This window comes from Oribacterium sp. Sow4_G1_1, assembly GCF_052116105.1.
Classification (GTDB): Bacteria; Bacillota; Clostridia; order Lachnospirales; family Lachnospiraceae; genus Oribacterium.
In genome coordinates this window covers 120,357-139,855 of record NZ_JBQKLS010000001.1, presented here as the reverse complement: position 1 = coordinate 139,855, position 19,499 = coordinate 120,357, and the positions used below count along the sequence as shown (strand labels likewise).

General features: G+C 47.2%; 25 protein-coding genes. All 25 read left to right on the top strand.

Features of this window, described 5'->3' with window-relative positions; genetic code table 11:
- The 25 genes from ACTQ52_RS00650 (at nucleotide 1) to ACTQ52_RS00530 (ending at nucleotide 19,374) form a co-directional block, all read left to right on the top strand.
- Nucleotides 1-1,926, top strand: coding sequence for a bifunctional 3'-5' exonuclease/DNA polymerase (locus tag ACTQ52_RS00650; RefSeq protein WP_441981485.1), 1,926 nt, complete (start codon nucleotides 1-3; stop codon nucleotides 1,924-1,926).
- A gap of 1 nt (nucleotide 1,927) precedes the next feature.
- Nucleotides 1,928-2,347, top strand: a complete 420-nt coding sequence (locus ACTQ52_RS00645; protein WP_187565923.1) for a DUF7768 domain-containing protein — start codon at nucleotides 1,928-1,930, stop codon at nucleotides 2,345-2,347.
- Entirely contained in the window at nucleotides 2,344-4,833 is a 2,490-nt protein-coding gene (locus tag ACTQ52_RS00640; RefSeq protein WP_441981484.1) for a phage/plasmid primase, P4 family, read from the top strand. The genes ACTQ52_RS00645 and ACTQ52_RS00640 overlap by 4 nt, the downstream gene beginning before the upstream one ends.
- A gap of 186 nt (nucleotides 4,834-5,019) precedes the next feature.
- Nucleotides 5,020-5,304: a VRR-NUC domain-containing protein gene (locus tag ACTQ52_RS00635; RefSeq protein ID WP_187565925.1), complete on the top strand. Its 285-nt coding sequence runs from the start codon at nucleotides 5,020-5,022 to the stop codon at nucleotides 5,302-5,304.
- Between the two features lie 59 nt (nucleotides 5,305-5,363).
- A complete protein-coding gene (locus tag ACTQ52_RS00630; protein WP_187565926.1) occupies nucleotides 5,364-5,591 on the top strand; it encodes a hypothetical protein in 228 nt (75 codons plus the stop codon).
- Complete coding sequence (locus ACTQ52_RS00625; RefSeq protein ID WP_187565927.1) at nucleotides 5,588-5,998, top strand: DUF1492 domain-containing protein; 411 nt, start codon at nucleotides 5,588-5,590, stop codon at nucleotides 5,996-5,998. Before ACTQ52_RS00630 ends, ACTQ52_RS00625 begins: the two co-directional genes overlap by 4 nt.
- 196 nt (nucleotides 5,999-6,194) lie before the next feature.
- Nucleotides 6,195-6,542: an HNH endonuclease gene (locus ACTQ52_RS00620; protein ID WP_441981483.1), complete on the top strand. Its 348-nt coding sequence runs from the start codon at nucleotides 6,195-6,197 to the stop codon at nucleotides 6,540-6,542.
- Between the two features lie 130 nt (nucleotides 6,543-6,672).
- Nucleotides 6,673-7,254, top strand: coding sequence for a P27 family phage terminase small subunit (locus ACTQ52_RS00615; protein ID WP_441981482.1), 582 nt, complete (start codon nucleotides 6,673-6,675; stop codon nucleotides 7,252-7,254).
- On the top strand, nucleotides 7,251-8,033 hold the full coding sequence (locus ACTQ52_RS00610) for an S-adenosylmethionine synthetase N-terminal domain-containing protein (protein WP_441981481.1): 783 nt from the start codon (nucleotides 7,251-7,253) through the stop codon (nucleotides 8,031-8,033). Before ACTQ52_RS00615 ends, ACTQ52_RS00610 begins: the two co-directional genes overlap by 4 nt.
- A 14-nt stretch (nucleotides 8,034-8,047) precedes the next feature.
- Entirely contained in the window at nucleotides 8,048-9,316 is a 1,269-nt protein-coding gene (locus tag ACTQ52_RS00605) for a site-specific DNA-methyltransferase (protein ID WP_441981480.1), read from the top strand.
- Nucleotides 9,317-9,445: 129 nt separating this feature from the next.
- Nucleotides 9,446-10,159, top strand: a complete 714-nt coding sequence (locus ACTQ52_RS00600; RefSeq protein WP_441981479.1) for a virulence protein — start codon at nucleotides 9,446-9,448, stop codon at nucleotides 10,157-10,159.
- Nucleotides 10,146-10,364, top strand: coding sequence for a DUF4314 domain-containing protein (locus ACTQ52_RS00595; RefSeq protein ID WP_441981478.1), 219 nt, complete (start codon nucleotides 10,146-10,148; stop codon nucleotides 10,362-10,364). The genes ACTQ52_RS00600 and ACTQ52_RS00595 overlap by 14 nt, the downstream gene beginning before the upstream one ends.
- A gap of 126 nt (nucleotides 10,365-10,490) precedes the next feature.
- On the top strand, nucleotides 10,491-10,928 hold the full coding sequence (locus tag ACTQ52_RS00590) for a DUF7698 family protein (protein WP_441981477.1): 438 nt from the start codon (nucleotides 10,491-10,493) through the stop codon (nucleotides 10,926-10,928).
- 13 nt (nucleotides 10,929-10,941) lie between these two features.
- The gene (locus ACTQ52_RS00585) at nucleotides 10,942-11,169 is read left to right on the top strand and encodes a DUF7678 domain-containing protein (RefSeq protein WP_441981476.1); all 228 of its coding nucleotides are present in this window, start codon (nucleotides 10,942-10,944) and stop codon (nucleotides 11,167-11,169) included.
- 143 nt (nucleotides 11,170-11,312) lie between these two features.
- Nucleotides 11,313-12,878 (top strand): terminase large subunit, encoded by a 1,566-nt coding sequence (locus ACTQ52_RS00580; RefSeq protein ID WP_441981475.1) that lies wholly within the window; start codon nucleotides 11,313-11,315, stop codon nucleotides 12,876-12,878.
- Between the two features lie 74 nt (nucleotides 12,879-12,952).
- Nucleotides 12,953-14,317, top strand: a complete 1,365-nt coding sequence (locus tag ACTQ52_RS00575) for a phage portal protein (protein ID WP_441981474.1) — start codon at nucleotides 12,953-12,955, stop codon at nucleotides 14,315-14,317.
- The gene (locus tag ACTQ52_RS00570) at nucleotides 14,202-14,939 is read left to right on the top strand and encodes a head maturation protease, ClpP-related (RefSeq protein WP_441981473.1); all 738 of its coding nucleotides are present in this window, start codon (nucleotides 14,202-14,204) and stop codon (nucleotides 14,937-14,939) included. The genes ACTQ52_RS00575 and ACTQ52_RS00570 overlap by 116 nt, the downstream gene beginning before the upstream one ends.
- A 5-nt stretch (nucleotides 14,940-14,944) precedes the next feature.
- Entirely contained in the window at nucleotides 14,945-16,126 is a 1,182-nt protein-coding gene (locus ACTQ52_RS00565) for a phage major capsid protein (RefSeq protein ID WP_441981472.1), read from the top strand.
- A gap of 13 nt (nucleotides 16,127-16,139) precedes the next feature.
- On the top strand, nucleotides 16,140-16,409 hold the full coding sequence (locus ACTQ52_RS00560) for a head-tail connector protein (RefSeq protein WP_441981471.1): 270 nt from the start codon (nucleotides 16,140-16,142) through the stop codon (nucleotides 16,407-16,409).
- Nucleotides 16,409-16,744: a phage head closure protein gene (locus ACTQ52_RS00555; RefSeq protein ID WP_441981470.1), complete on the top strand. Its 336-nt coding sequence runs from the start codon at nucleotides 16,409-16,411 to the stop codon at nucleotides 16,742-16,744. The genes ACTQ52_RS00560 and ACTQ52_RS00555 overlap by 1 nt, the downstream gene beginning before the upstream one ends.
- Nucleotides 16,741-17,121 (top strand): HK97 gp10 family phage protein, encoded by a 381-nt coding sequence (locus ACTQ52_RS00550; RefSeq protein ID WP_441981469.1) that lies wholly within the window; start codon nucleotides 16,741-16,743, stop codon nucleotides 17,119-17,121. Before ACTQ52_RS00555 ends, ACTQ52_RS00550 begins: the two co-directional genes overlap by 4 nt.
- 3 nt (nucleotides 17,122-17,124) lie before the next feature.
- Nucleotides 17,125-17,445 (top strand): hypothetical protein, encoded by a 321-nt coding sequence (locus ACTQ52_RS00545; RefSeq protein WP_441981468.1) that lies wholly within the window; start codon nucleotides 17,125-17,127, stop codon nucleotides 17,443-17,445.
- A gap of 2 nt (nucleotides 17,446-17,447) precedes the next feature.
- Nucleotides 17,448-18,068: a major tail protein gene (locus ACTQ52_RS00540; protein WP_187565943.1), complete on the top strand. Its 621-nt coding sequence runs from the start codon at nucleotides 17,448-17,450 to the stop codon at nucleotides 18,066-18,068.
- A gap of 7 nt (nucleotides 18,069-18,075) precedes the next feature.
- Nucleotides 18,076-18,453: a hypothetical protein gene (locus ACTQ52_RS00535; protein ID WP_187565944.1), complete on the top strand. Its 378-nt coding sequence runs from the start codon at nucleotides 18,076-18,078 to the stop codon at nucleotides 18,451-18,453.
- A gap of 273 nt (nucleotides 18,454-18,726) precedes the next feature.
- The gene (locus tag ACTQ52_RS00530; RefSeq protein ID WP_441981467.1) at nucleotides 18,727-19,374 is read left to right on the top strand and encodes a hypothetical protein; all 648 of its coding nucleotides are present in this window, start codon (nucleotides 18,727-18,729) and stop codon (nucleotides 19,372-19,374) included.
- Nucleotides 19,375-19,499 lie beyond the last annotated feature (125 nt).

Below are 19,499 nucleotides of genomic sequence, written 5' to 3'. Positions count from 1 at the left end.
ATGAATACAGAATATAAATGTGTGACCGCCGTGGACGGTATTAAAGAATATATCGGCAACAGTCCGCTGGTGGCATTTGACTTTGAGACTGCGCCGGACGATCCGTTTCGTGATGAGGACAAGGCAGCACTTGATCCGGCAAAGGCGCATATTGTCGGCTGCTCCTTTTCTATTAAGGAAGGAACGGGTATCTATGTTCCTGTTGCCCACCGCATCGGAACCAATATGGACAAAACAGACTTTTTTTCATTTCTGGCGGCGTTTCTTATGAATTCAACAATTGTAAAGATTGCACACAACATCGCCTTTGAATCTTCGATGGCATATGCGAAGGGCATTGTTATTCAGGCTCCCGTTTATGACACCATCTGTGCATCGCAAATGAGTCTCAAAAGCACCTATGAATTTCGCAAGCTGAACGAAAGTGGTTTGAAGCGTCTGGCAGCAGAGTTATTCGGAGAGCCGCTGCCGTCATTTTCAAGTGTGACGGACGGGAAGCATTTTGACGAGCTGGATGCGCAGGATGCGGAAACCGTGCGTTATGGTGCGGCTGACTCGGATTTTGCGTTGCGACTGTATCACAAGTTTAATACCTGGTTTGACCGCTATCTTCCAAAACACAGATACATCGTGGAAAATATCGAAAGTCCGACAGCAGTGTATCTTGGCATTATGAAATGCAATGGCATTCCAGTGGATTTGCCGCTTATGCAAAAACGTAAGGCAGAAGCCGAGACAGAGATGGAGCGCATTCGTAAGGAAATTGCATTCATCATTGGTGATGTGAATATCGGAGCAAACTGCTCCACACAGGCATTTAAGAATTATCTGTATAAAGATTTGGGACTGCCGGTACTGAAAACCACCGAAAGTAACCGTGAGGCAGCAGATGATATGACCATGACACTTTTGAAAGAGTGGTGCGATACGAATCGCCCGGAGCTTTCCAAACTGTTCACGCTGGTGCAGGAATACCGTAAGTGGGGCAAAATCAAATCCACCTATATTGACGGTTACTTAAAGCATCTGAATGCTGTGACTGGTTGTATCCATCCGGATATGTTTGCGCTCTCGACTGACACGGGCCGAATGAACTGCCGGAATCCGAATGCTCAGAATATGCCGCGCAAGACCAATGATCCTATTGGGGTGAGAAATTTTATCAAAGCACCGGCTGGGCATCTGATTTTGTCGTTGGACTTTTCGCAGATCGAACTGCGCGTGGGAGCGTTCTATTGTCGTGACCAGAAGATGCTGGATACTTATCGGAATAACGGTGATATCCATGCGGCTACGACAAGCGTTATTTTCGGGGTGAGTTACGAAGAAGCGCAGGATAAGCACTCTGCAAATTATAAGGAACACCGCACGATTGCGAAAAATGTGAACTTTGGCACATTTTATGGTTTGTTCCCAAGAGGACTGCAGAAAACGCTGAAATTTAAGGCGGGGGTTGAAAAATCCGTTAGTGAGTGTGAGGAGATACTTTTCAACCTGAAGCACGGTTACAAAGGGCTCACTGCATGGCAGGAGGAGACCAAGGCAGATGCCGCAAGACGTATGTACTCGGAGACTTGGCTTGGTAGACGTAGGTACCTGCCGAACATTACTTCGGATAACTGGGGCCAGAAATCATTTGCAGAGAGATGTGCACTGAATACTCCAATTCAGGGGACGGCAGCAGATATTTTAAAGCTCGCCATTGCAAGGATCCTAAAAGGACTGCCAGAGCGAGAGTGGCTGCGACCGATCTTGCAGATTCATGATGAACTGACCTTCATCATTCCAGAGGACAAGCTCAGCGAAGCAGTTAACTTTATCCGTGCCTGCATGGAAGAAAAGCCTTTCCCAGAATTTGATCTTCCTCTCATTGCAGAGGCATCTGCCGGACCGACCTTCGGCATGATGGAAGAACTGGAGGACTGATATGTACAGAAATAAAGAGGGCTATGCCGATCCCACTGCGGGATTGGCACTCAGCCACATGATGAAAGAATATCGGCAGGGACAGAAGAAACGCTATGCCGATAAGAATCGTAGAAAAGTGTATGTGGCATCAAGGTATGCTGGCGATGTGGTTGCGAATACAACGGCAGCGATAGGATATTGCCGCAGGGTGATCCAGGATGGGTATATGCCGATTGCTAGTCACCTTTTGTATCCACAGATTTTGGATGATAAAAATCCTGCCGAGCGAGAACTTGGACTTTCATTTGGTCTTGCACTTCTTCAAATGTGTGATGAAGTATGGGTGTTTGGAAAAGTGACGAAGGGCATGGCCGGTGAAATTGAAGAGGCAAAAAAACTAAAGAAGCAGATTCGATATTTTGAGGAGGTGGATGCATGAACGTGACGGTAACCGATGTGCTGTGTGCCCTTTTTAATCCGACCGACACGGTATGTTTCCGTGTGTTTGATGATAAGAAAGAGGGCATTTTCAAGGGTGCAAAGCTGTCCTGTGAATGCGGAAAGTATAAGAGTATTGAGGAAACACTGAAGAACCACAATGCCATGAATCGAGGGATATTTTTCGTAGTTAATTACGGTGGACAGGATGACGAGTCGATTACGAGAATCAATGCGCAGTTCGTGGAGATGGATAATGATAGCTTTGAAGAACAGCAGAAGAAAATTGATGCATTTCCTCTGCCACCTTCCATGATCATGAAAACGCAGAAATCCTACCATGTATATTGGTTCATGGATGCCAGCGCCAAAGTGGAGCGTTTTCGCACCATTCAGACGCAGCTTGTGAAGCATTTTGATGGTGATCCGATGTGCGTTAATGAATCGAGGGTTATGCGGCTTCCGGGCTTCATGCATTGTAAAAAAGATACGCCGGTTGAGGTGACCTGCGTCAGCTTCCATCCAGAACGTAAATATACGCAGGACCAGTTATCCGATATCCTTCCAGAGGTTGATCTTACTCCAGTAGAGCGTAAGAGCGGTGCGGAAAAAGGTCTTGATCAGGTTATGCGTTCGTGTACCTTTTTGCAACATTGTAGAGATGATGCCGCTTCTCTCTCAGAGCATGATTGGTACGCCATGATCACGAATCTTGCGCCTTTTGAAGGCGGCACGAAAATGATTCATGAACTGTCTTCTCCGTATCCCGGATACAACGAAAGTAATACCCAGAAGAAGATTAATCACTTTCTGGAAAGTGGAACGAATCCAATCACCTGTAAGACCATCTGCGAGAAAGGATTCAAGTGTCCTAAATTTGCGTCTGGGGAGTGTCCGGTTAAATCCCCGGCAGCCTGGTGCTATCAGCCGATGAACGTAGAAGTACTTCTCGATGTGTTGCATGGCCTTCCTGTTACCGGAGAAGCACTCAGCGACTTGCAGACAGCAAAGAAGTTTGTAACGGAATATCTATATAATCAGGACGTAGTTACGGCTAATGCGATTATCACTTCAGAACTCAAACAACATTTCAAGCTGAACGCATCGTTTGTGAAACCGCTGTCTATTGTTTACAAGGATGTCAGTAAAGCGTATCAGACAAGTAAAAATGCAAGACGTGCAAAGGCCGGTACAGCGATTCCTGATTGGTATGAGCCGAATGACAAGGGCCTGCGCTTCCTGCCTGGCGTACTTGCAAAGACGATGTCTGAGGAACAGCAGGTATTTTATGCAGCAGAGCAGCATTTTAGCTATCAGGGTGGAGTGTATGTGGAACTTTCGGAAATGGAAGCTCAGCGTAAGGTTCAGGAGAAAATGCTGATTCGCGAAACAAAGATGAATCAGATCGTTGATGCAGAAAAACAGTGGCGACTTCTTGTACAGCGGGATATTCGCGAGTTGAATGCAAACCCGTACATTATCAATGTTCGGAACGGTCTATACAATGTGCTGGAGGATATGCTGACAGAGCATACACCGAATTACTATTCTACGGTCCAGCTGAATGTGACCTATGATAAGTCAGCAGATTGTCCGCTTTTTAAGAAGTTCCTTTCGGAGTCAATGGGTGGGGATGCAGATCAGGTGAAATTGATTCAGGAGATGCTTGGCTATTTTCTGATCCCTGTGAACTCAGCACAGAAATGCTTTGTTATTGTAGGTGCCGCTGGAGCCGGGAAATCCGTGCTTCTTCGTGTTCTGAATGATGTACTTCTTGGAAAGCAGAATGTGTCCAATGTATCCTGGCAGGCACTAAACGAACGTTTTAAGACTGCTGAACTTTTTGGAAAGCTTGCAAATATCTTTGCGGATTTGCCGACAAAGAACATTGATGACAATGGCATATTCAAGGCACTTGTAGGAGAGGATTATCTGACCGTAGAAAAGAAAAACAAGAATCCGTTCTCATTCCAGTCCACAGCAAGGTTACTGTTTTCCTGCAACAGTATTCCGAAAAACTATGGTGATCGTTCAGAAGGTTTTTATCGAAGGCTCATTATCATACGGTTCAATCATACGGTGCCGAAGGAAAAAAGGGATCCTGAGCTTTTGGAGAAGTTTCGCATGGAAGCAGATGGTATCTTTCTGTTTGCATTAGAGGGGCTTCGCAGACTGATGAATAATCACTATGTATTCTCGGAAACAAAGGTGAATGCGGATGAGCTTCAGCAGTATCGGGAAGAATCGGATTCCGTATTATCCTTCGTGAAGGACTACTGTGAGCTGAATCCAGGATATAGCGCGGGTTCCACAGAATTGTTTGATTCCTACAAGAAGTACTGCGAAGAATGTGGTATGAAACCATATTCACAGAAAAACTTTGTTCAGCAGATCATCGCTACATTTCCTGGGGTAACAAGGGACATTGATCGCATTGCCAAAAGACGCGTCCTTATGGGAATTCATCTTGGCGAGGTACTGGGGTAATGCTCCCGGAGACTCTGCCACATAAATTCGGAACACAAGAACACGTTGGAACGCCAAATTCCTATCTCTCTATATATGAGATATATTTTCTTATATTATAAATTTTTTTAGAAAATATACAGCAATATGGGATTTTAGGTGTTCCACGTGTTCCAAGTGTTGAAAATACGGAGGTTTTTGGAACAGATGAAAGAGTCAGACATTGTAAGAGCAATCATGAAGTATCTGAAAAACGTGCCCGGATGTTTCTGCTGGAAAGAGCATGGCGGGATGTACGGAACGGCAGGTGTTCCAGATATCATTGCTTGCATCAATGGTCATTTTTACGGATTTGAAGTTAAGACGGATGTTGGAAAGCCTACGAAGCTTCAGGAAGCCACCATCCGTAAAATCCTCGCATCCGGCGGTACTGCCTTGGTGGTTCGCTCGGTTGATGAGGTGCGAGCTGTGGTAAACGGCTCTCTGCACTGATACGAAGATACACTGCTTCAACGCGACGATGCCAATTTTAATAATCGGAGGTATCGAACATGAGCAGTATTACAGTTTATGAAAATCTGGCAAATGCGATTATCCTGCAAGCGGTAAGGGATTATCGAACAGCACTGAAGTGTTTGAAGATGAATCCCAAAAATAAGAATGCACAGCATGATAGAACGGAAATTGAACGTTTCTTCCGCTCTCAGTGGTATTCAGCACTGACGAGTGTGGACGGCGAGATGCTGATTCATTCTCTTTGCGAGGAGGTAGGTGTATGACAGCAAAGGAATATTTAAACCAGGCAAGACACCTAGATGCGCTTATTCATTGCAGATTGCGTGAGATTGACTATTGGAGAGATTTATCGATTAGCGTCTCAAGTAGTGGATATGAAGAGCACCACAACCCGAATCGTCCAACAGATGCGCCGTTTGTCCGTTGCCTGGAAAAAATTGATGAAATTCAGCAAAGCGTAGAGGATAAGGTGGCGTACCTGGTGGAACTCAAGGAAGAAATTAACTCTGCGATTGATAAGCTGGAAAATCGTGATGAACAGCTGTTGCTCCGTTACCGCTATTTGGATGATTGCAGTTGGGAGGAAATATCCCATATGATGAACATATCCATTCGGTCGGTGCATCGCATCCACGGATCCGCTTTACAGAATTTTGTGGTCCCAAACTAAAAGTTGGCACACTTTGGCACAGTTTGGCACATCATGGCACACTTGTCATATGGTACTATTATAATGCGAAAAGAGAATAGATAAGAGCAAGCCTTCATGGGAGCAATCCTGTGGGGGCTTTTGCTATGCAAGAAGAAAGTGTGAAGAATTGTAATGGTGTAAACACTGTACACAATCGGCGATGGAGGTGAGCAAAATGCCAAGAAAGCCCAAACAGCCATGCGCGTATCCAGGATGCCCGAATTTGTCAGATGAAAGGTACTGCGAGGTGCACCGGAAACTGATGGAGAAAAACTATGAGAAGTACAGTCGTGATCCGGCAGTGCATAAAAAGTATGGAAGAGCGTGGAAACGCATCCGCGATAACTATGTAAAGACGCATCCATTCTGTGAGAGATGCTTTGCAAACGGCATCCTCGTTCCTGTCGAGGAGGTTCACCATAAGGTTCCGATTTCACAAGGAGGAACGCATGATCCAAGTAATCTGATGAGTCTTTGTAAGTCTTGTCATAACAAGATTCATCATGAGATCGGAGACAGATAAAATCATGGTGGGGTAGGGGCGGTCTGAATCTCTACAGGGCAAGGCTCCGGAAAACGGCGCCCCCTAACGCGCACAAAAATTTGAGTTCAAACGGGGGATTAACCCCCTGAGTCAGAAAGGATAGAAAAATATGGCGAGAGACGGCACAAATCGTGGCGGCAGACGAGTCCGTGCCGGAGATAAACCGGCACCTGTCGCAGAAAAAATACAAAAGGGGCAGCAGGTCCAGATTATGAAAAATGATATTCCGACGCTCAGCCCTACAGAACTGGAGGCAGTTGATCTTCCAGAAGGCGCAGCAATGGAAGGCATGGATATGCCAAAGCCCAGTGACTATTTGTCTGCAAGGCAGAAGAATGGGGTGCCACTTGGCGCGGATGAAATCTATAAGGAGACCTGGTTGTGGCTCAAAGCAAGGAACTGCGAGAAGCTCGTGAACAAACGACTCATCGAAGCCTACGCACAGGCCTTTGCTAGATATATTCAGTGCGAGGATGCGACCAGTACCTACGGCCTTCTCGGAAAGCATCCGACGACTGGCGGAGTGGTTACTTCCCCATTCGTGCAGATGAGCCAGCAGTACCAGAAAACAGCAAACCTTCTCTGGTATGAGATTTATGACATTGTGAAGCAGAACTGTACAGAAATTTTTGAAGATAACCCAAATGATACGATGGAGCTTTTGCTTCGAACAAGGAGAAATAATAGATGATAGAAAAAGTAAATCCGAGCCATCCAGATAAGGTGGCCGACCGCATTGCGGGGGCCATTGTTGATCTGGCATATAAAGCAGAAAAAGATCCGAAAATTGCTGTGGAAGTGATGATTGGACATGGTGTTTGTTATGTGATTGTAGAAACAAGCGCAGACATTTTTGCGGAGCAAATCAAAAGAATTGTACATCGTATTGCGGGATCGATGGCTGTCATTTCCGACATCAAGCCTCAGGATGCGCATCTGGCTAAGAACCAAGCCGCTGGTTTCCGCTGTGGCGATAATGGCATCTTTAGAGGTGTCCCTTTGACAAAAGAGGAGCAGAAGCTCTCGCAGATTGCACGTGAAATTTATGCAAAGTACGCATCCGATGGAAAGTACATTCTGGATGGTGAGAAATTAATCATCTGTCAGAGCAATGCAAATACTACAGATTTGAAAAACACATATCCTGAAGCAACTGTGAATCCGCTCGGTGATTGGACCGGCGGCACAGATGTAGATACCGGAGCTACCAACCGGAAGCTTGGTTCTGACATGGCTGAGTCCGTTACCGGCGGAGGGCTGCATGGCAAGGACCTCTCGAAAGCGGATGTATCTGTAAACATTCATGCATTTCTAAAAGCGCAGAGGACTGGCATTCCAGTAGAGCTTTCGTGTGCTATTGGTGATGAAATGGTGGACGGCTTGCTGTTTTCCGAGATTGTAGAAGAAGCAAGACAATATATTGACTCCCTCGGCGGGTTTGAGAAGTTTGCCGAGTGGGGTCTTTTTTGATGGAGGTGAACTTGATGAGCAAGACAACAACGGAGATGCAGCTTGTAGACATTAACAAGCTGATCCCTTACGTGAACAATGCCCGTACCCATAATGCGGAGCAGATCAATAAGCTCCGTTCCTCCCTCCGAGAGTTCGGCTTTATCAATCCGGTCATCATCGACCGCGATTATAACGTGATCGCTGGACATGGAAGAATCATGGCTGCAAAGGAGGAGGGTATCAAGGAAGTTCCGTGTGTATTCGTGGACTATCTGACGGAAGCCCAGAAGAAAGCATACATCATTGCGGACAACCGAATGGCACTGGATGCTGGATGGGATGAGGAACTTCTGAAAGTAGAGATCGAAGCGCTGCAGGCAGAAGATTTTGATTTGGGACTGACAGGATTCGATGAGAAAGAGCTGGCCAGTCTTTTTGATTCAGATAGCGAGGGCCAGGAGGATGAATTTGATGTCGATGCAGAGCTTGAGAAGCCTTGCTTCTCGAAGACGGGTGACATCTGGAAGCTTGGAAGGCACACGGTGATCTGTGGCGATTCCACGGTACCTGAAACCTATCAGAAGCTCCTCGGAGATCGAAAGGTGAATCTCGTCTGCACCGATGCTCCCTATTTTGTAGCATTGAAGAACAAGTCAGGTACCATCAAGAACGATGATTTGAACGATAAAGAAGCCTATGAGTTTCTTCTGAAATGTTTCACGAACTTCAAAGAGGCCATGGCGAAGGATGCCTCGATCTACGAGTTTTATGCCACCATGAAGACACGTGTTTTCTATGACGCTTTCGAGGATGCAGGCTTCAAAGTTGGTGCAGGACTGATTTGGAAAAAGCCGAGAGCACCATTCATGCGAACGGACTGGAAATTCAATATGGAGCCGATCATCTTTGGATGGCGAAAGGACGGAAAGCACATTTGGTATGGCGACCAGAAGCAGACCTCGGTATTTGAGTTTGATAGCATCAAGGATTCTGAGAAAGAAGGCTTCGGCCATCCATCCAGTAAGCCGATTCCTCTAATTGCCTATCTCATCAAGCAGTGCACTCAGGCAAATGGACTCGTGCTCGATGGCTTCCTTGGCTCCGCTTCTACGCTTATGGCGTGCGATCAGATGGACCGCATCTGCTACGGGGTAGAGCTGGAGCCGAAGTTCGTAGATGTTGCCGTGAAGCGTTACATGGCTGCGCATAACGACAGCACTGATGGTATTGTTCTTCTCCGGGATGGGAAAGAAATGGCCTATGAAGATGCCATCGCGGAGATGGATTCTTCCAGAGAATGATTGTGTACTACTCACAAAATTCTAAAGCTTAAGTGGCACAGTATTCTCCAGCGAAGATTGCACAGTTTCCTTGCTATTTATCGTCTTCAGAGTGATATATGTACTACCAAAACAAAGGAGGATTCCACTATGGAGATTAGATTTAATGTAACAGGAAGCAAGAGAAAAGAGCTTGCAACAATTATTTCCGAGGTAATTGGACAGAAGCTAGTGTATAAAGGAATGCCAAGCGCCGCTTACGAGGTAGCGGATATCACCATCAGCAAGGATGGCACCGTAACCTACGATGAGCGAACTGAGAACGACATCATCAAAGCAATCATCGAAAAGGCTGGTGTCGCAGGTTTTAGCGCAAAGGCTAGCGCACCGACAGAGTTCGCTTCCCCTGAAGCAAACACAGATGCAACAGAAGCCGACATTGTTGCTTCCGCATCAAGCACAGGCTTAGTGGTTTCCTTCCCTGCAGATAAGGTCAACCTGGAAAATTTGCAAAAACTACTGGAAAGCAAAGCAACTCTCATTAAGAAGGCGCTGGGAGTTGAAGCTTTTCCAATCGAAGAACATAACGATCAGGTTAGCTTCCCTTGGTGGCCTACCATGCCAGACTTTGACGCCATTACCGCGTACACCTCTTTCCTGGCTGCCCTTTGCAAGATGAGCAAGGAACAAAAGCGCATCACAGCAAAAGAAAAACTGGTAGAAAATGAAAAATACGCCTTCCGTTGCTTCCTTCTTCGTCTCGGCTTCATCGGAGACGAATACAAGCAAAGTCGCAGGATCCTCTGCAGATACCTTTGCGGCAACAGCTCCTACGCAGGAGGTGAAGGCCATGTTATTCGCTAACAGAGCGCAGGTTGAACGCCTGCGCCTCCGCTATCCCATCGGAACCAGAGTGGAGCTTGTTGAAATGGATGATGCTCAGGCACCGCCCATTGGCACCCAGGGAACGGTAACCGGTGTGGATGATACCGGCAGCCTCCTGGTGGATTGGGATAATGGCTCCGGACTTAATGTAATCTACGGTGTGGACCGAGTGAAGAAGCTGTAACATACACAGTTTTCTCCCCTACATAGCACTGAATCTTTGGTACATATATTGTAGGTAATCTGCTTGCTATTATGTGCTTTCAGAGTGATATATGTACTACCAAAAGAAAACAAGGAGGCACACACCATGATGAACATTTTTGAAGAAGCTTACAGAGGAATCCAGGAAGCAAAAAAGGCTTACACCGCAGCAGCTAACACGGCTGAGCAGGATGCAGCAAGAGCCCTTTACAAGCAGGCAACCGCAAAGCTTGATGGCTTAAGCAACACAGAGCAGCGCATCTGGAACGCTTATGAAACCGCCAAGGACTGCGGCAACGAGTACATCGACCTGAACGACACCATCCGCGATGACGCAGTCGAGGACCTTGTAGCCTGCATGAAGGAATACGGCATAGAAGCCTTCACCTTCTCCTCCACCTGGAGCGGCGCAGTTGAAACCGCATGGCTTTTCCAGAAAGCCGGATGCACCTTGGCAGGACTCATCGAGATCAACAGCCAGCAGAAAGCCTTCATGAGCGACGAGTATGAAAAGGCACACGGATACCTTTTCAAGCTGAACTAAGGAGGGCAGGATTATGTGGGCAGAAGGAAGTATTAAGGTTGGGGACAGCATTTTCCATTACTTGGTGAAGCACTACGAAGAGCCAAGCGAGGACTACGGCATTGACGGCGGTAGGATTTCAAAACTCATGCTGAAGAGAAACGGCGAGATTGCTTACAACTACGACAGAGGCCTGGATATTGAACCGGTCGATGAGGAAACCGAAACAGCCCTTGCGATTCTGATGAAGGAATACAACTAAGAACATTCCCCGAAGGACCATCCGAAAGGGTGTGTTCCTCGTTATACGATAGATTTGAAGGTCGCACCGATTGGTGGCGGCTTATTTTTATGCCTGGAGGTGAGAACTTGAGAAAACTAAAGAATTATACGCCGACCAGATTTATGGCAGAGAACAGCCACTACGATAAAGATGCTGCAGATTTTGCAGTCATGTTTATTGAGAGCTTGTGCCATACCAAAGGAACCTGGGCAGGGAAGAAATTTGAACTCATCGACTGGCAGGAGCGGATCATTCGAGACCTATTTGGAGTTCTGAAGCCAAACGGCTATCGGCAGTTCAATACGGCCTATGTAGAAATTCCAAAGAAGCAGGGAAAGTCGGAACTTGCAGCAGCCGTAGCACTTCTTCTTTGCTGCGGCGATGGAGAGGAACGAGCGGAGGTTTATGGATGTGCTGCAGATCGTCAGCAGGCTACGATCGTCTTTGATGTGGCCGCGGATATGGTGCGGATGTGTCCGGCGCTGAATAAGCGTGTGAAGATTCTGGCATCCCAGAAGCGGATCATCTATGAGCCGACCAATTCCTTCTACCAGGTGCTTTCTGCAGAAGCTTACAGTAAGCATGGCTTTAACATTCATGGGGTGGTGTTTGATGAGCTGCATACGCAGCCTAATCGTAAGCTCTTTGATGTTATGACGAAGGGATCCGGTGATGCGAGAATGCAGCCACTGTATTTTTTGATCACGACTGCCGGAACGGACACGAACAGCATCTGTTACGAGACCCACCAGAAAGCGAAGGACATCTTAGATGGGAGAAAGATCGATCCGACCTTTTACCCCGTGATCTATGGAGCCGATGAATCCGACGATTGGACCGATCCAGCCGTATGGCGAAAGGCAAATCCGAGTCTCGATATTACGGTTGGCATAGATAAGGTTGAAGCCGCCTGCAACTCAGCAAAGCAGAATCCTGGGGAGGAGAATTCCTTCCGGCAGCTTCGTCTTAATCAATGGGTAAAGCAGGCCGTACGCTGGATGCCGATGGAGAAGTGGGATGCCTGTGCCTTTCCAATTGATGAGGATGAGCTGGAAGGACGCGTTTGCTATGGCGGTCTTGACCTATCGAGTACAACCGATATCACAGCTTTCGTTCTGGTTTTCCCTCCACTTGATGAAGAGGATAAATATATTGTGCTCCCGTATTTCTGGGTACCGGAGGATACCTTGGATCTTCGCGTCCGAAGGGATCATGTTCCTTACGAGGTGTGGGAGAAGCAGGGACGTCTCGAGACCACAGAAGGAAATGTCATTCATTACGGCTACATCGAGAAGTTCATCCAGCGACTTGGTGAAAAATTTAACATTCGCGAGATAGCATTCGATCGGTGGGGCGCGGTCCAAATGGTTCAAAATCTTGAAGTAATGGGTTTTACCGTAGTTCCGTTTGGACAGGGCTTCAAGGACATGTCTCCGCCAACCAAGGAGCTTATGAAGCTGGTACTTGAGAAGCGCATCGCGCATGGAGGACATCCAGTTCTCCGATGGATGATGGATAACATCTACATCCGTACGGATCCAGCCGGAAACATTAAGGCGGATAAGGAAAAATCAACAGAAAAGATTGATGGTGCTGTGGCAACGATCATGGCGCTGGATAGAGCAATCCGATGTGGCAACGATACAGGCGAAAGCGTGTACGACACAAGAGGATTGCTTGTTTTTTGAGGAAAAATAAATGCTGATTTTAATTGGTCTGATCGTGCTTTGTGAAGGCATCAATCAGGGAATAGGAGGTTTGTATGGGAATCTTTAACGGACTTTTCCGGGGCAGAGATGCTCCGAAGGACAGTACAGCAGGCAGTGCTTACCGTTTCTTTCTTGGAGGAAGTACCTCTGGGAAAAACGTAAATGAGCGCTCTGCGATGCAGATGACGGCGGTTTATGCCTGTGTACGTGTTCTTTCAGAAGCCGTGGCTGGCCTTCCGCTTCATCTATATCGCTACACGGATAAAGGCAGTAAAGAGAAGGCCATCGACCAGCCGCTGTATTTCGTTCTGCATGATGAGCCAAATCCTGAAATGACTTCGTTTGCGTTCCGGGAAACGCTCATGACGCATTTGCTCCTCTGGGGAAATGCTTACGCACAGATCATCCGAAACGGAAAAGGAGAAGTGGTGGCGCTGTATCCGCTCATGCCAAACCGCATGACAGTTGACCGCGATGAGAAGGGGCAGCTCTACTACGTGTACCAGACATCAACCGATGAAGCAAGGACCACTAAGGGTGGAACGGTACGGCTCAAGCCTTCCGATGTTCTCCATGTTCCAGGCCTTGGATTTGACGGCCTGGTTGGATACTCCCCGATCGCGATGGCAAAGAACGCCATTGGTCTTGCGATTGCTGCAGAAGAGTATGGCTCCAAGTTCTATGCGAACGGTGCTGCGCCCAGTGGTGTCTTGGAGCATCCCGGAACTCTGAAAGACCCGTCGAAGGTACGCGACAGTTGGAATGAAACATTCGGCGGAAGCGGCAATGCCCATAAGATTGCGGTTCTGGAGGAAGGCATGAAATATACGCCGATCTCCATCAATCCAAGTGAAGCTCAATTCTTAGAGACACGAAAATTTCAGATCGATGAGATTGCCCGCATCTTTCGAGTACCGCCCCATATGATTGGCGACCTTGAGCGGAGCACATTCAGTAACATTGAACAGCAGTCACTTGAATTCGTGAAGTACACTTTGGAACCGTGGCTTGTCAGATGGGAGCAGTCCATGACAAGGGCATTGATCTCATCGAGCGATAAGTCAAAGTACTTCATCAAGTTCAACGTGGATGGCCTTCTTCGAGGGGATTATCAAAGCCGCATGAACGGCTATGCCACAGCAAGACAGAATGGTTGGATGTCTGCAAATGACATCCGTGAGCTTGAGAACCTGAACCGCATTCCAGCCGAGGAAGGCGGGGACCTTTATCTTATTAACGGCAACATGACAAAGCTGGCGGACGCAGGCATTTTTGCAGCCAGCGGAAAGGAGAAGAATTCCGATGAAGAAGTTTTGGAACTGGAAGAGTCGAACAGTGACGAATCAGGAGACGAAAGAAACGTCTCTGGAGAGGACACTCTTCCTGAACGGCACCATCGCAGAGGAAAGCTGGTTTGACGATGACGTAACGCCACAGCTTTTTAAGGATGAGCTGAACAGCGGTGATGGTGACATTACGGTCTGGATCAACAGCCCTGGAGGTGACTGCGTAGCAGCCGCCCAGATCTACAACATGCTGATGGATTATAAGGGGAATGTGACTGTCAAGATCGATGGCATTGCCGCAAGTGCCGCTTCTGTTATTGCGATGGCAGGCACCAAGGTGCTGGTATCGCCGGTATCGATGCTTATGATCCATAACCCGGCAACAGTGGCGTTTGGAGATACCACGGAAATGCAGAAGGCGATCTCCATGCTCGATGAAGTGAAGGAATCCATCATCAATGCTTATGAGATCAAGACCGGCATGAGCCGGGCAAAGCTCTCTAGGCTTATGGATGCGGAGACCTGGATGGACGCAAACAGCGCGGTGGAGATGGGCTTTGCCGACGAGATCATGAAGCGCTCCGGTGAAACAGAAGATATCGAAGTGCCTACGGTCCACAACGTATACTCCCGCACAGCGGTCACCAATCACCTGATGGATAAGATTTCTGCCAAGTGCAGGATTGAAAAGAAAGACATGACTACGGCTGATTCCTTAATGGAACGGCTCGATTTAATTAAAAATTGGAGGTAATTATTATGACGATCAATGAGCTTCGTGAAGCCCGCAATAAGGCATGGCAGGGTGCAAAGGCATTTGTAGAGAGCAAGCGCGATAAGGACGGCCTGCTTTCCAAGGAGGATGCTGCAGCCTATGACGAGATGGAAAAGAAGATCAAGGACTATAGCGCAGAGATCGAGCGCATGGAGCAGATGGAAAAGATTGAGAACGAGCTCAATAAGCCGGTGAATACGCCGATTGTGACAAAGCCGATGACAGTGAATAGCAAAGAGAAGACTGGACGCGCATCGGATGAGTACAAGGCAGGTATGCTGATGGCGCTCCGCACAAACTTTAAGCAGATCTCTAACGTTCTGCAGGAAGGTGTAGATGCCGATGGCGGCTATCTCGTGCCGGAGGAGTATGATTCTCGTCTCATCCAGACACTGGAGGAAGAGAACATCATGCGTAAGCTCTCGACCCGCATCATAACGAGCGGTGAGCATAAGATCAACATCGCAGCGACAAAGCCTGCGGCTGCTTGGATCGAAGAGGGCGCGGCACTCACTTTTGGGGATGCCACTTTCGGTCAGATCCTTCTGGACGCCCACAAGCTCCATGTGGCCATCAAGGTAACCGAGGAGCTTCTCTACGATAATGCGTTCGGCCTTGAAAATTACATCATCGATCAGTTCGGTAAGGCACTCGCAAATGCCGAGGAGGATGCTTTCCTGAATGGTACCGGTGTCGGCCAGCCTCTTGGACTTTTTGCTGACAAGGGTGGCGGCACTGTGGCAAATACTGTAACGGCGCTTACCACGGACGCAGCAATCGGTCTTGTGTATGCCCTGAAGCGTCCGTACCGTAAGAATGCGTCCTTCATCATCAACGATCAGCTGATCGCACAGCTCCGTACTCTGAAGGATAACAACGGTACCTATATGTGGCAGCCTGCACTTACCGCAGGAGAGCCGGACAAGTTCCTTGGCTATGACGTGTATACCTCCCAGTACGCACCAAGCAATGCGATCGCTTTTGGTGACTACAAGTACTACAACATCGGTGACCGTGGTACCCGTTCCTTTAAGCAGCTCAATGAGCTCTTTGCTGGAAATGGCATGATCGGCTATGTTGCGAAGGAGCGTGTAGACGGCAAGCTCATCCTTCCGGAGGCTGTGCAGATCCTGAAGATCGGTGCGGCGAAGGCAGCAAAGGCCTGAGAGGAGAAGGTAAATGCTTAGCGTGGACGAGGTGAAACAGTATTTAAGGGTGGATAGTTCCGATGACGATGCTTTCATCAAAGACTTGATTCCTGCAGCGGAGTCCCTCGTCCGGGACGTAGGCAGGATCTCATCCAATAAGCCCGTTACAGGTTATGTCATGAAAGTGGCAAACCTGTATGCGGTGGCTTATTTATATGAGCATCGAGAAGAAACGAATCATAAGGAATTGATGCTTTCGCTCCGCGACCTTTTGTTTGGCGTCCGGGAGGTGAAGTTCTGATGAACATTGCGCTGTTAAATACGAGGATCACCATACAGAAAAATGGGGTTACCGTGGATGCCATTGGAAACCACAAAACAGCATGGACCGACTGGTATTCCTGCTACGCAACGGTCAGCAATGAATCACCGAGCGAAGCGACACAGGCAGGTATAGTCGTGGATAACACGAAGGTGGATTTTACGATTCGCTGGTGCAGGAATACAGCTTCGATCACACCGGAGAATTACCGCGTGGCCTTTTCCGGAGAGCTTTACAACATCCTCGGCATTGATCACATGAACTTTAAGAAGAAACTGGTGAAGCTCAAATGCCAGAAAGTGAGGCGCTCATGAGTGATCGGGTATCGATTGATGAGATGACTTCGGCTATCATGGAGGGACTTACGGAGTATGCGGATCTTACAACTGATGAGCTTAAAAAATCAGTGAAGAAGGCAGGAAAGACGGTAAAGTACGAGATTTCAAAAACGGCTCCGAAGGATACCGGAAAGTACCAAAAGAGCTGGGCGGTCAAGACTGTAAAGGAAACATCGAATTCTCTTGATGTAGTCGTTCATTCCAGAAACCGATACCAGATCGCACATCTTCTGGAACACGGCCATGCAAAACGCGGAGGCGGGAGAGTGGCGGCAAGACCACACATAGCACCTGCGGAGGAGAAGGGCATCGAGGAACTCGAGAAGGAAGTGGAGAAGGCACTGGGAGGATGAGCAATGGAACAAATCGTAAAGATACTGGATGAGATCGGCATTCCCTTTGCCTATGACCACTTTGCAGAGGGAGAAAGCCCAGATCCGCCGTTTATTTGTTATCTTTCCGCGAACAGCGACAACTTTGCTGCGGACGGGAAGGTCTACTACAAGATCAATGAGATTCATATCGAACTGTATACCGACTGTAAGGACTTGTCGGCAGAACAGAAAGTGGAAGCTGTGCTTGATGAGCATGGCATTTTTTATGAAAAATCTGAAGTATGGATCGAATCGGAGAAACTCTATGAAGTCCTGTATTCATTTGAAATGGAGGTAAATTAACGATGGCTGACAAAGCAAATAAGGTGAAATTCAACCTGAAGAATACGCACTATGCGCTCCTTACCATTGGCGAAGATGGAACACCTACCTTCGGAACACCGGTACCGATGCCGGGCTCCGTATCGATCTCACTGGATGCAAACGGTGAGCCTGAGAATTTTTACGCGGATGGCGGTGTGTATTACGTGATCAATAATAACTGTGGCTATGACGGAGATCTGGAGCTTGCATTGATTCCGGAGTCCTTCCGCACGGACGTACTGAAGGAAACATTAGATTCCAAGGGAGTGCTGATCGAGAACTCGGAGGTGGAGCTTGCAGCCTTCGCGCTTCTTTTTGAGTTTGATGGAGACCAGAAGCACATCCGTCATGTGCTGTATAACTGCTCTGCTTCCCGTCCGGGTATCGAAGGAAAGACGAACGAGGATTCCAAGGAAGTACAGACGGAGAAGCTGTCTCTGAAGGCGGTGCCACTTGCTAATGGTATGGTGAAAGCAAAGACCGGAAACACCACGGATGCCACAACCTATGCAAACTGGTACAAGGCGGTATATGTGCCTGCGGCAGAGAGCGATGTCGCAACGCAGTCTGCATCGAAGCCTGCGAAGGCAGTAAAGGAGTGATTGGATTATGAGTATGATTCAGAAGATTGAGATTGACGGAAAGCAGGTGCCCTTCAAGGCATCTGCCGCCATTCCGCGTATTTATCGCATCAAGTTCCACCGAGATATCTATAAGGATCTCGATGCACTTGGAAAGGCTGTCGGAAACGGTGATGAAGGTTCCTCTCATCTCGATATGTTCTCTCTTGAGATGTTTGAGAACATCGCCTACATCATGGCAAAACATGCGGATCCTTCCATTCCGGACAGCCCGGAGGAGTGGCTTGATGAATTCAGCACCTTCTCCATCTACCAGGTGCTTCCAAAGATCATCGAGCTGTGGGGCCTGAATGTTCAGACTGACGTGGAATCTAAAAAAAACTTCACGCAACAGACCGCCCGATGACAACGCCTCTATTTCTGCTCCGCTGCGTACAGCTTGGAATCTCCATTCGAGACCTTGACTTACTCACGATCGGGATGGTGAACGACATGTACGCAGAGAGCAGCAATGATGAGTACAAGGGATATTCGCAGATCGCAAGGCAGGAAGATTTTGACGCATTTTGATCCTTTGGCCTTAACGAAATATACCTAAAATAGATGAACATTCATTAGTTGTGATGTAAAATAACAAGCAGTAACCATTAGACGAATATATGCGGAAGGAAATAATAAGATGGCACGAAAACCTAGATTTCCAGGAATTGATTGGTACTGCGATCATTGCGGGGCTCTACTGAATAATCAGAAGCATTTTGACGATCATAAGTACACATGGAAGTGTACCGAATGCGGATTTAAAAATAGTATTTCCTGGGATAATATTCGAAGTGGAGATTCTTCCGCAATGAAGTTTTTGCTATACTTGATCGGATTTCTGTCCTATGTTGGCTTATGGACGGGGATTATGTTGGCTGTAGCTATTTTTGCTTTTAACGCAGATAGAAACCAGTATTTTACCTTGTTTCTTAGCAGTGTTGGAGTATATGTTCTGGCTTTTATACTTGGATTGTTTATTGAATTTGCGTTAAGACATACAACATTTTCAATAGGGAATCTGTGTTTTGTGATTTTTAGAAATTTGAAAGAAGATATACTTGCACCGTTCATGGCGTTTAAAGAAATAAGCAGCATTTTATTATCCGTCATCAAGAGAAAAATCTCAAAAAAATATGTATGGAAAAGTAATAAAGTGATTTTGAGTTCTGCAATTATATATGCCGTGATTTTCGTAATAGAATTTATTTTATTGAGCGGTATTATAGGCTTCAGACTAAGCGACTGGAGTCGATTAATTACGGCAGCGGTATCTTCCGTTATTTAGCCACACAAATCAAAATTCATCACTGTCCTATTTTTATCAGACGGTGCTTTTTTATGCTCGGCAGAGATGCCGGGCAATTTTTATGTCTATTTTTAAAGAAAGCCTACTAATAAAAAATCAAGCCT

Bases quoted from the DNA above. Each gene is read 5' to 3' on its own strand.
- ACTQ52_RS00550 (WP_441981469.1), top strand. From the start codon at position 16,741: ATGAGTGATCGGGTATCGATTGATGAGATGACTTCGGCTATCATGGAG.
- ACTQ52_RS00585 (WP_441981476.1), top strand. From the start codon at position 10,942: ATGTGGGCAGAAGGAAGTATTAAGGTTGGGGACAGCATTTTCCATTAC.
- ACTQ52_RS00530 (WP_441981467.1), top strand. From the start codon at position 18,727: ATGGCACGAAAACCTAGATTTCCAGGAATTGATTGGTACTGCGATCAT.
- ACTQ52_RS00620 (WP_441981483.1), top strand. From the start codon at position 6,195: ATGCCAAGAAAGCCCAAACAGCCATGCGCGTATCCAGGATGCCCGAAT.
- ACTQ52_RS00630 (WP_187565926.1), top strand. From the start codon at position 5,364: ATGAGCAGTATTACAGTTTATGAAAATCTGGCAAATGCGATTATCCTG.
- ACTQ52_RS00560 (WP_441981471.1), top strand. From the start codon at position 16,140: ATGCTTAGCGTGGACGAGGTGAAACAGTATTTAAGGGTGGATAGTTCC.
- ACTQ52_RS00625 (WP_187565927.1), top strand. From the start codon at position 5,588: ATGACAGCAAAGGAATATTTAAACCAGGCAAGACACCTAGATGCGCTT.
- ACTQ52_RS00600 (WP_441981479.1), top strand. From the start codon at position 9,446: ATGGAGATTAGATTTAATGTAACAGGAAGCAAGAGAAAAGAGCTTGCA.
- ACTQ52_RS00610 (WP_441981481.1), top strand. From the start codon at position 7,251: ATGATAGAAAAAGTAAATCCGAGCCATCCAGATAAGGTGGCCGACCGC.
- ACTQ52_RS00650 (WP_441981485.1), top strand. From the start codon at position 1: ATGAATACAGAATATAAATGTGTGACCGCCGTGGACGGTATTAAAGAA.
- ACTQ52_RS00555 (WP_441981470.1), top strand. From the start codon at position 16,409: ATGAACATTGCGCTGTTAAATACGAGGATCACCATACAGAAAAATGGG.
- ACTQ52_RS00635 (WP_187565925.1), top strand. From the start codon at position 5,020: ATGAAAGAGTCAGACATTGTAAGAGCAATCATGAAGTATCTGAAAAAC.
- ACTQ52_RS00535 (WP_187565944.1), top strand. From the start codon at position 18,076: ATGAGTATGATTCAGAAGATTGAGATTGACGGAAAGCAGGTGCCCTTC.
- ACTQ52_RS00640 (WP_441981484.1), top strand. From the start codon at position 2,344: ATGAACGTGACGGTAACCGATGTGCTGTGTGCCCTTTTTAATCCGACC.
- ACTQ52_RS00545 (WP_441981468.1), top strand. From the start codon at position 17,125: ATGGAACAAATCGTAAAGATACTGGATGAGATCGGCATTCCCTTTGCC.
- ACTQ52_RS00645 (WP_187565923.1), top strand. From the start codon at position 1,928: ATGTACAGAAATAAAGAGGGCTATGCCGATCCCACTGCGGGATTGGCA.
- ACTQ52_RS00615 (WP_441981482.1), top strand. From the start codon at position 6,673: ATGGCGAGAGACGGCACAAATCGTGGCGGCAGACGAGTCCGTGCCGGA.
- ACTQ52_RS00595 (WP_441981478.1), top strand. From the start codon at position 10,146: ATGTTATTCGCTAACAGAGCGCAGGTTGAACGCCTGCGCCTCCGCTAT.
- ACTQ52_RS00605 (WP_441981480.1), top strand. From the start codon at position 8,048: ATGAGCAAGACAACAACGGAGATGCAGCTTGTAGACATTAACAAGCTG.
- ACTQ52_RS00590 (WP_441981477.1), top strand. From the start codon at position 10,491: ATGATGAACATTTTTGAAGAAGCTTACAGAGGAATCCAGGAAGCAAAA.
- ACTQ52_RS00580 (WP_441981475.1), top strand. From the start codon at position 11,313: ATGGCAGAGAACAGCCACTACGATAAAGATGCTGCAGATTTTGCAGTC.
- ACTQ52_RS00570 (WP_441981473.1), top strand. From the start codon at position 14,202: ATGAAGAAGTTTTGGAACTGGAAGAGTCGAACAGTGACGAATCAGGAG.
- ACTQ52_RS00575 (WP_441981474.1), top strand. From the start codon at position 12,953: ATGGGAATCTTTAACGGACTTTTCCGGGGCAGAGATGCTCCGAAGGAC.
- ACTQ52_RS00540 (WP_187565943.1), top strand. From the start codon at position 17,448: ATGGCTGACAAAGCAAATAAGGTGAAATTCAACCTGAAGAATACGCAC.
- ACTQ52_RS00565 (WP_441981472.1), top strand. From the start codon at position 14,945: ATGACGATCAATGAGCTTCGTGAAGCCCGCAATAAGGCATGGCAGGGT.